The sequence below is a fragment of the Microcoleus sp. BM001215392 genome, from assembly GCF_036700185.1.
GTDB lineage: Bacteria > Cyanobacteriota > Cyanobacteriia > Cyanobacteriales > Microcoleaceae > Microcoleus.
In genome coordinates this window covers 1-9698 of sequence record NZ_JAUBOJ010000304.1, presented here as the reverse complement: position 1 = coordinate 9698, position 9698 = coordinate 1, and the positions used below count along the sequence as shown (strand labels likewise).

At 43.6% G+C, this 9698-nt stretch carries 10 protein-coding genes; 3 read left to right on the top strand and 7 right to left on the bottom strand.

Going from position 1 to position 9698, the window contains the following annotated elements:
* On the bottom strand, window positions 1-2420 hold a 2420-nt coding region (locus QT974_RS25470), incomplete at its 3' end, for an NACHT domain-containing protein (protein WP_333471198.1).
* A 391-nt stretch (window positions 2421-2811) separates the two neighbouring features.
* On the opposite strand from QT974_RS25470, the gene QT974_RS25465 reads away from it, so the two are divergent.
* On the top strand, window positions 2812-2952 hold the full coding sequence (locus QT974_RS25465) for a hypothetical protein (protein WP_333471197.1): 141 nt from the start codon (window positions 2812-2814) through the stop codon (window positions 2950-2952).
* 26 nt (window positions 2953-2978) lie between these two features.
* Here the strand turns inward: QT974_RS25465 and QT974_RS25460 are convergent, their stop codons facing one another.
* Window positions 2979-3374, bottom strand: coding sequence for an NUDIX hydrolase (locus tag QT974_RS25460; RefSeq protein WP_333471196.1), 396 nt, complete (start codon window positions 3372-3374; stop codon window positions 2979-2981).
* A 63-nt stretch (window positions 3375-3437) separates the two neighbouring features.
* Window positions 3438-3620 (bottom strand): ribbon-helix-helix domain-containing protein, encoded by a 183-nt coding sequence (locus QT974_RS25455; protein ID WP_333471195.1) that lies wholly within the window; start codon window positions 3618-3620, stop codon window positions 3438-3440.
* Window positions 3621-3835: 215 nt separating this feature from the next.
* Here QT974_RS25455 and QT974_RS25450 point away from each other — a divergent pair, with 215 nt between their 5' ends.
* Window positions 3836-4069, top strand: coding sequence for a hypothetical protein (locus QT974_RS25450; protein ID WP_333471194.1), 234 nt, complete (start codon window positions 3836-3838; stop codon window positions 4067-4069).
* A gap of 145 nt (window positions 4070-4214) precedes the next feature.
* Window positions 4215-4838: a hypothetical protein gene (locus QT974_RS25445; protein ID WP_333471193.1), complete on the top strand. Its 624-nt coding sequence runs from the start codon at window positions 4215-4217 to the stop codon at window positions 4836-4838.
* A gap of 85 nt (window positions 4839-4923) precedes the next feature.
* On the opposite strand, the gene QT974_RS25440 is transcribed toward QT974_RS25445, so the two are convergent.
* From QT974_RS25440 to QT974_RS25425, 4 genes are all read right to left on the bottom strand, one after another.
* Window positions 4924-5988, bottom strand: coding sequence for an NAD-dependent epimerase/dehydratase family protein (locus tag QT974_RS25440; protein ID WP_333471192.1), 1065 nt, complete (start codon window positions 5986-5988; stop codon window positions 4924-4926).
* Window positions 5989-6097: 109 nt separating this feature from the next.
* On the bottom strand, window positions 6098-6775 hold the full coding sequence (locus QT974_RS25435; protein WP_333471191.1) for a Uma2 family endonuclease: 678 nt from the start codon (window positions 6773-6775) through the stop codon (window positions 6098-6100).
* Window positions 6776-7050: 275 nt separating this feature from the next.
* Complete coding sequence (locus QT974_RS25430) at window positions 7051-7851, bottom strand: glycosyltransferase family 2 protein (protein ID WP_333471190.1); 801 nt, start codon at window positions 7849-7851, stop codon at window positions 7051-7053.
* A 3-nt stretch (window positions 7852-7854) separates the two neighbouring features.
* On the bottom strand, window positions 7855-9534 hold the full coding sequence (locus QT974_RS25425; protein WP_333471189.1) for a hypothetical protein: 1680 nt from the start codon (window positions 9532-9534) through the stop codon (window positions 7855-7857).
* Window positions 9535-9698: the final 164 nt, after the last annotated feature.

Below are 9698 nucleotides of genomic sequence, written 5' to 3'. Positions count from 1 at the left end.
CCTTTCGTCGCCTCCAAAATTTCCAACAATCTCGACTTAACCTCACCCACAAACTCAGTTTTTGCCAGCATCGGCACCAACAAATCCATCACCGCTTTCGTCAAAGGTTCCCGCCCAAAACTGTTAAGCACTTGCCCTAAACTTTCACTCACAAAACCTTTCAAAGCCGGAATCGGCACAAGATCACCCGCATTATCCGCCTGACGGTTAAAATACCGAGACCAAGTATAATTCACAGACTCAACAGAATTATCCAAATACAATTGTGCCTGCGATAACTCCGTAAAATCAGCGGGCAAAACCCCCAACTCCGCCGCCAATTTATACGCTACAAAAAACTCCAACAGCGACCGATGTGCCGGAGAATAATCCCCCTCAGCATTGCGAATTAACATCGTTTGACCCATCATGTCATAATGCCAGTGGTCTAAATCCTTTTCTGCTTGCACCACAGCCCCAAACAAGCGACGAATCCTGTCTGGAAACAGCCGATAATTCAAACTCATCTGGTCTGTTGATAGCATTTCCCAGGAAAGTTCGCACAGGAAAAATAGTTTATCTGCCAGTGATGTAAACGTTCTTTCTGCCTTAATATCCCGTTCCATCTTCCGGCGCACCGCATACAAATATACCCGCGACATATCCACGGGTTTACCTGCTTGAATATCCGGCAATGATTCTAAGATTAATTCCGCCATCACAGGCCGCCGCGCCAAATCCAATAACTGCGGATTGTTCATCACCTGTGCCACAGTTTCGGCATCGGCTTGGTGAGACAATACTTGACGGATTTGGTCATCGTCGAATGCTGCTAATTCCAATACTTCAAACTGCGGTGTTTCTCCGCTGAGATTCGCAGTCGAGGCTTGTAATTCTGCATTCAATAAAGCGCGTCCTTCTTTGGCTTCGGGAAAGTGTTCTGTCCGACAGGTTAAGATTACTTTCGCACCGGGAACAATTACTTTTGCTAGTTCCCAGAAGTTGTTAATTGTTTGTTGTCGATCGCACTTCGCGGCCATTTCATCAAACCCATCAAAAATCAACAGCAACTTCCCCATCCGATTCAGTTGGTCGAACACTTCGCTATTCAGGCGGATATTGTGCTGAGTAAAAAAGAAACCAGCCAAAACATTCTCCACGTTCAAAGCTTTTGCATAGTCTCGCAAAGTGATAATTAAAGGCAACCGAGGCCGTTGAGTTCCTCTTTCCTTTGCCTGTTGGTAGCGCTGCAAAGCCGTCCAAGCATAGTGAAAAGCAAACCAAGTTTTCCCCGTCCCGAATTCGCCCAAAACTGAAATATGTTCCTTCGCTGGATCGTCCATCCACAAGTCGATATAACCGTCAATCCAGCCGTCCTCTTCGCCGTAATAACTCGCATCAATTTGTCGCTTATTAACGGAGTCTAATTCGGCTTTCGTACAACCGAGAGGCACGTATTTGCCATCGATTTGCCTGCGCTGAACTTCGTTTGCCAACCATTCGATGTAACCGCTAAAATCAGCATCTACATCAATCAATTCGTCAAAAGTATAACAATCGAGATGGCGATTTTCTGGTTGGTCAACTTCCTTGCGGGCTGCTTTGGAAATCCGGCGCGCCGTCACCAGCCAACCTTCATCGGTTTTTTGCGTTTTTACCGACTGTCTCAGCGCCCCGACATCTTGAATTCCCGCTTCTCCCGCCATACCGCGAATCAAAATGCGATCGAATCTGCCCCGCCTCACCGGAATCCGAATAATCCATTCAAAATAATTATCTTCCCAAACTTGATACGGCTCAAAATCGTAGCCCAATATTTCAAACCAGCCGCGCATCTGCTGCGCTAAAGCAAATTCTTGGGATTTTGCCGCAGTTTCATTTCCTGCTGGTAAAGCCGGATTGATTTCCACCGCCAGCCGCGCAATTTCCGCGCGCATTCCTTCCAGAGTTGGCAGTCGATCGATCCTTTCTTGAACAGCTACAATTTGTTTGTGAACTGAATCAATTTGATGATTTGTCAAAGCTTCTTTAGGATTGCGGGTGCGCTTGGTGACGGCGATAAAAACTGCGGAAAAAGCAGCAAATTCGCGCCGAATGTCAATCCCTAAATCTTTAATTTCATCTCCCAAAGCATAGGCATCGATAAAATCTTCTCCTTGTTTGAGAAAAATAGCCGGAGAATTGCGATCGAATGCTTGACGAAAAGCTTGTTTAATTTCATCTTCTCGGAACAGTTCTAAAATAGGCTTGGGTTTGCCAACGCCGTATTCTACTAATGTGTAGGCGTAAACGCTGCTGAAATCCGGTAGCGGATGTTCGGGGTCGAGGTTAAATTGTTTGAGTAATTTGATAACTGTTTCGCTGCGTTGAAACTTATCTTTAATTATAGGATTGGCGATGCTGGTAATGGCGCTGATAATCGGATCGAGAGGGATAATCATGCTGGCATTCCGATGTAGTTGGTGGGAAAATAAGGAAATGCGATCGCACCCGACAGACTTTTTTGATTATATCAGGTTGGAATGTGGAAAGGCTCGTTGGTGTCAAATTAAGATCGAATGCTGTACTGATATGGTTGGTCAGTCCCACAGTCCGACAGGGAATTAATTCCCTGTCTCATAGCGAAAGTCCTCTAAAAGAGGACTGAAGAGTGAATTAAATAAACCTCTCAATACTCCACTTTTAATCTCATATCTCCAATCTAAAATCAATAATTATTAATCTAAAATCTAAAATGACAGTCGGTTTTAACCGACTTTCGCTATGAGGCAGGGGTTTAAACCCCTGCCGGACTGATGGTTTGACCTTGAATTTATACGCTGTCACATTGCCATGTCCCTACAATTTTTCATCGGATTTAACGCTGCTATATATTATGAAAATTCATCAATTTGCAATACATCCAACATCACCTTAGTAACTTTAGTTTCCGGAAATGTTGTTCGAGCGAAGTACGATCGCCCTTCAATGTAACTTTTACCCAATCTTTAAGCAAAAGATTAGTCCTGCGTCTTCAGCAAAACCGCGCTGTGCCCAGCGTAGGCGTCATGGATGCGTTCGACATGGTTGGAAAACGTGTTAACCGGCAACTCCGAAGGCAGATACCACTGGATTTCGTCTGCTTCGTCGGTGGTGTGCGGGCTACCTCCGACGACTTCACAGCGGAAGGTAAACACCAAGTCCGATCGCGATCGTATAGCATAAATGCCGATCGCACCTATCACCTTGACCAGCAAACCAACCTCCTCTTCCACCTCGCGGACAACCGCAGCCCACGGAGTTTCTGCCGCCTCAACCCTACCACCAGGCAAGTTCCAAGCATCCCTATCGGTGCGGTGGCACAGCAGTACCTTGCCACCGTTGTCAATAATCGCAAAAGCACCAATGGTGTGCATGGTTGACAAGCCTAATTTTTCTAATGAGTAGCGATGAAATTTTCAGTAAAGCGCGATCGACTTTCACTGCTGTGTATCCTGTTTTGCCTCGGTTTGCTGCTGTTGATACTCTTTAACACCTTTTTCAATCAGCTTTCCAGCCAACCAAGACACGGAGCGCTCATCTTTCTCGGCCCATTCCTCTAATGCTTTGGCTATTTCAGGATTGACGTAAGTTGTTACTCGTGTGAGATTTTTTGCTGCCACGTTTGTGTTTTTTCCATAACTACTTTAGATAACATTCTACTTTTTGACGTTACCTATTGACATGGTATTACAAGGAATGGTACTATATAACTTGGTAACAAAATATGTTACTCTAGTCCCCAAAAACCAAACCCCCACCGCACTAGACACCAATCAAGACGCGGCAGGGGTTTGGACTCCCACATTCAGGAGATAACCCTATTAGGAGATACTCTATGATACCAACTCCCAAGTCCGTTCCCGAACTACTGCGCGAAGAAATTCCCGACGCGCCCGCCAACAAAAAACCCGTCCGCTTGCTGCTGTGCGGCACTCCCAAGGGCGTTAACTGGATCGTAGACATCCTGCAAATCTTGGGTTTTGCCAAGATTGAGGAGTGGAGTCCGCCTCTTCCCTCGCCGATTAGCGGTGAGATCATGCGGATTTTGACTCGGTATTTTGCCGAGTAGAAATTGATGGTGATGGCGATCGCACTTTTTCGAGATTTTGTTGATATTTTGTCGGTAAGTGCGATCGGCCCTCTGCAATTATTCATTTTCTAAGCATTCGATAATTGCTATAATTTATGTAGCTAACTATTGAAAATTCAACATTATGGTCAAGAGAAAGATTTTACAAGAAGGTCGAGAATATAGCTTTCGATCGTACTTTGAATTGCCTTACGAAACAGACGAAATTTTAGCAGAATTTGATTACTCGCTAGTTAAATCTGAGTTATCTCTGCCACATACGTCCAGAGAACTAGGAGAAATAGACTCTCTTAAACAAAGAATTAGAGCAACTTTGCCTTTTATCAGTCTCAGCAGCGAAACAGCGAGAAGAGAATCATTAGTGTCGCCGGTCTTGCTGGATATCGTTCGATACTGCCAATGTCAACTCAGATTTGAGTATACTCTCAACGTTAATAGCTGGTTAAAAGGAAACTTAGATTATCTTGTGCAGTCAAATCAAGAATTGCTAGTCATTGAAGCAAAAAACGACGATATGACTAGAGGATTTACTCAACTGGCTGTCGAGTTAATTGCTATGTCACACGTTGAAGAACACAATTTACTTTACGGTGCGGTGACAATGGGAAATGTCTGGCAATTTGGCAAGTTAGATCGAAGTCAGCAAACCATTTTTCAAGATGTCAATTTGTTTAGAGTTCCTGACGATTTAGACGATTTAATTAAGGTAATGGTAGGAATTTTAGATGGAGATGAAATTGCGCGGTAAGGTGCGTCGCTTCCAACCACTCAAATAGTGGCAAAAATTCTCGTAGCGACGCACCCTACTATTAAGAATCTGCGGTTAAAAATCCCTACAATATCGAACTCAAAACAACCTCATTAGCAGCAATCCAATCATAAATATCTTGCAACGCAGCTTCCGGCCCGATCGCAGGCTGCCATCCCGTGCGTTCCATCACCCTAGAAGAATCGGTAATAAAAATCGGAATATCGCCCGCCCGTTCCTCCAAAACCGGATGAATCGGAATCGATTTACCCGTAATTTTTTGGCACAAATCAGTTGCTTCAACCAAAGAAATACTGTTGCTCGCACCGCCGCCTACATTAAAAACTTCGCCATCAAATTCAGCAAAATGTTCCAACTGATAATTCACTAATCTCAGCAAATCTTCAACGTGCAGCAAATCCCTAACTTGCTTCCCGCTGCCGCCAAAACCGATATAACTTAGCGACCTTTGAAAATAGTGAGCCGCCACCCACAAACCGTAAACTCCCTGATCCACTTTACCCATTTGCCAAGCACCGGTAATTAACCCGCAGCGGTTGATAATTGCCTGTACGTTGTATGCTTCCCTGTACTCCTCAATCAGCAATTCCGACGCTAATTTAGTTGCTCCGTAAAGCGAGCGAGCTCCTTTGAGGGGGAAGTCTTCAGAAATGCCTAACTCGGAGATACCGGGTAATGTTTGTTCTGGGGCGATCGCAAATCTACGATCCAACTCCAATAATTTGATAGACTTAACAGAGGCGATCGGATAAACCCGACTCGTAGACAAAAACAGCAAACTCGCACCAGTCTGTCTCGCCAACTCCAAAACATTCACAGTACCCAGCAAATTCGTCTGCAAAACGTACTGAGGCGAACTAAAACCCGCCAGCACAGAAGGCTCCGCAGCGCAATCTATAATACAATCTGCATTGAGTGCAACTGGATCTAAATCAGCCGCCGTGCGAATGTCGCCATAAACAAACTGAATCCCGGAATTTTTTAACCGTGTAAGATTCAATTCCGAACCCCGGCGGCGCAGGTTATCCAAACAAATTATTTGCCATTCCGGGTGAAGTTTCTTCAGGCCAATTGCCAAACAACTGCCGATAAAACCCGCACCGCCCACAATTAAAATTCTCTCAGGCATTGACTCAACTTTCTTAGAGGATTAATTACTGCTGTTAAATTATTGAACAATGGGTGTTGAGGTATGCCTCGGATTAAAACTGAATCATCTTGTCAATGAATTTTGACAATTATTCTGGTTCAATTCCCAAAGCGCGCAACTGATTCGCTAATCGCTCAGCCCGCTCTTGGGCTTGTGCAGCTTGTTGCTGTGCTTGCAGTGCAGCTTCCTCTGGTGTAGCAACTAACTCACCATCTGGCGTAAAATAACGCAATTTCCCATCGTGAATTCCCAGATATAATTCTAGTACCTCACTCCACAATCTACCAAATTGATTGGCAAGGATAGCTTGATATTCTTGACCGATTAAACGAAAACCGCTAAACTCTAAATTTTCAGGATCGAACCAAAAGTATTCGGGCGTTCTAAACCGATTTTGATATAATATCTTTTTTTCGTTGCGATCGACTCTGGCGGTAGAACTAGATAGCAATTCTATAATTAGATCCGGGTATTTACCGTCTTCTTCCCAAACTACCCAGGAACGACGCGGACGTTTTTCGGTGTCGGCAATCAGAAAAAAATCCGGGCCGCGAAAATCCCGATTTTTCAATTGTTGCTGGCTGTAGTAAACCGTCAGATTTGCTCCAATAAAAAAGTCGTTGCGCTCGCGCCATTGCCATTCCAAACAGGCAACTAATAATGCTAGTTGAATATAATGTAGGGAACTTTCCATTTCCGGTTCGTCACTTTCTAATTGACTGGCATCGGGCATCAATTTTGCCATTTCTTGGGCTGTAAAAACCATGACTCAATCCTCCCAATTTAGTATATCTTATTCACCCAAACTTCCCATCGTCTCTATTCAAATTATCCCTGAAAATCCGACTTTTTAGCTTCTTCACCATTATAATCTGGAAACTCGATTTTGTACGCAATCCGCGAGGCGATCGCAGATTTGCCATCCATAAATTTTTCCATCTCGCGAGAATATGCCAGTTAGGATGACGATTAACCCATCGCACTTATTATCCCCGATCGGCATCAAAGTATCCATAGCTGCGACACCACAATCATTAGTCATTATTCCTTCGCAGTCAGGACTTCACTCCTTGACTTTTGCAACAAATCTAATTTCAACTCATTCATCTTTCTAGTCCGGTGGTAGTCGCCGCGAGAGAGATGTTTTTCCAGCCAGACATACAAGACAATAAACAAATATCGACTGCCCATCTCTTTGATTTTCAGCTTAGAAATGCCAGCAGTCCGATTGTACCACCTCAGAGGAATCACCGTATAGGAAAAACCCCGAACAATTGCTTTCAAAGGAAGTTCCACCGTCAAATTAAAGTGATGGCTCAAAATCGGTTGTATGCCTTCAATAACTTCTTTGCGGTAAATTTTAAAAGCATTGGTGACATCGTTGTAACGCAAGCCGAAAATACTTTTGACAAACCAGTTTGCTAAGCGATTAATTGCTAGTTTGTGAATTGGATAATCAACCACAAAACCGCCTTTGATAAATCTGGAACCAAAAACGCAATCATATCCTTCTTGCAATTTGCGGTATCCTGCTACTAAATCTACGGGATCGTCGGAAGCATCGGCCATCACAATCGCCGCAGCATCTCCGTCAAATTCTGCTAAACCTCGGCGCACGGCAAATCCGAAACCGTTGGGAGGTTGATTGTTGATGTATCTAACTGTGGGGAAAGTCTCTGATAATTCCTGGCAAATGTCAACTGTTTTATCAGTGCTATTGTCATTCACAATCAAAATTTCGTGCTCAATCCCTTCTAAATCGAGCGTCTGGGCTAAAGCCCGCACAGTACCATCCAAACAGCCCTCCTCGTTGTGGGCTGGTATAATCACCGAAATTTTCACTCCTCATCCTCCGCGCAACTGGACAAATTGGTTGTCCACAGGATTATACACCCAAGCTTTGATTTTGGTTTGGGCGATCGCCCAATCGCCACCAGACACATCAACCGCCCACCTCGCATTGTTGTACAACTGTGATTTCAGAGTCTTAGCAATATCGGGACTGTCCAAATTTACATAAGCGTTAGCAAAAAAAGATTGTTTGTCGCCGACAGATAGCAGTACAATATTTGGCTGTTTCCTGTTGTCTGGGAAAACCGCCCAACCAGCAGCCTTAAAAGTTTTTTCGCCCGTTTGAGGTTGATCTAAATAGCCGTAAACTTTCTTGGTATCAGCAATAAAATTTACATTTTTGGCGAACTTTCTCCAACCTATTTTATCGATAATTACAGCACCATCTCTCACTAGCCAAGTTTTTTTACTCAGCACCCTCAAACAGCTTTCGGGCGAATTCTTGAAAAAATCTGACGGTTCGAGATAGTTAATTAACTGCAAACAATCTTGAGCGCCTTGTTTGTAAATAAGTGCAGAGCTAGTTTGGGCGATCGCCTGCTGTGAGTTAACAATAATTATCCCAATTAATAGCCCGGCAAATCCCCGATAAACAAACTTGTAATTACGCTTTAACTGTACTTGTGTTTCTCGGACAAACAATTGCCCTAGTTGAACTATAGCAATTAACAGCAAAATCGAATTAGTCGTATATCTCGAAGATTCGATCGCCTGAATCGCCCCAAATTCTGACCTACCAACCGTAATAAACAAAGCCGATAAAACCGAAAATAAACCTATTGACAGCCAAGGTACAGCCTCGCGATGCTCGCTAATCTTTCTGCCAAAGTGGAATCCCAGAAATAAGAAACTGGCAAATATTAGCAATCCAACTATTGGAGAAATAAAGGGCGATCGTGCAATTGGCGAACCCAACAAACTCAAAAAGTAATCAATCACAACCAGAGGCTTATTCAATAATGAAATAATACTGGTTTTCCGACTTGGATGATAATCTATCGAGTAAACTGCACAAGTTACCGCAAACAGCAGCATCCATACAATAAGTCTTTTCCTTTTCTGCGCCGCATTTCCTTCTACAGCCACCACAGCCGGAATTGCAGCCAACCAAGAAAGCAAACCTTGAGCGAGCGAAAAACTAGCAATAAAGCAGAAGACAGCAGCAATGAATATTCTAAGATATGGCAATAATTTACGATCTGAACTCAGTGCATAAACCGCAGATACAAAACAAAAATTTACCAAAAACCACGCTAATTGAAATCCCCACAGCCAGTTTTCATGCTGAACCAGGGAACACAGTAAAATACAAGTTAAAATATTAGCTAAATGCCACAAATTATCCCCAGGATTCTTAACCTGCATCGAGGATAACTTGTACAGGGCGATAAAAGTTGCGACAGCAAAAGCGATGCTGAGACACAACTGATAATTAATATTCCATCGGGAAGCAAAAGCCAAAACTGCAATAAGGATTTTTGGGAACACAATCCGGTGGTTGCTGTGCAAAGCCCAAAAATCGTTAAAAGTTACATTCCCAGCAGCTATTTTTTCAAAAAAACTCGCCAACCTCCACTCGTCATCAATGGGAACGTTAACGCTAAAATTCGCTACAAATCCGATTAATAAGACAACAGGAATTAGGTATAAAGTAAATAAGATAAATTTTTTCATTAATATCAAATCCGGTAGCATCGGAATTGTAAAATCGAGCCATATTATGTCCCAATACGGTTCATTTAACACCGTTAATTCCCCGGAGATCCCCCTCGCATCCCCCTTAGGTCGGGGGACTTTGAGAAGACTCCTGTCCCCCCCTTCTTAAGGGGGGCTAGGGG

Excerpts from the sequence above, each read along its gene's own strand:
- QT974_RS25445 (WP_333471193.1), top strand. The coding sequence starts at position 4,215 with ATGGTCAAGAGAAAGATTTTACAAGAAGGTCGAGAATATAGCTTTCGA.
- QT974_RS25435 (WP_333471191.1), bottom strand. The coding sequence starts at position 6,775 with ATGGTTTTTACAGCCCAAGAAATGGCAAAATTGATGCCCGATGCCAGT.
- QT974_RS25465 (WP_333471197.1), top strand. The coding sequence starts at position 2,812 with ATGTCCCTACAATTTTTCATCGGATTTAACGCTGCTATATATTATGAA.
- QT974_RS25450 (WP_333471194.1), top strand. The coding sequence starts at position 3,836 with ATGATACCAACTCCCAAGTCCGTTCCCGAACTACTGCGCGAAGAAATT.
- QT974_RS25425 (WP_333471189.1), bottom strand. The coding sequence starts at position 9,534 with ATGAAAAAATTTATCTTATTTACTTTATACCTAATTCCTGTTGTCTTA.
- QT974_RS25460 (WP_333471196.1), bottom strand. The coding sequence starts at position 3,374 with ATGCACACCATTGGTGCTTTTGCGATTATTGACAACGGTGGCAAGGTA.
- QT974_RS25440 (WP_333471192.1), bottom strand. The coding sequence starts at position 5,988 with ATGCCTGAGAGAATTTTAATTGTGGGCGGTGCGGGTTTTATCGGCAGT.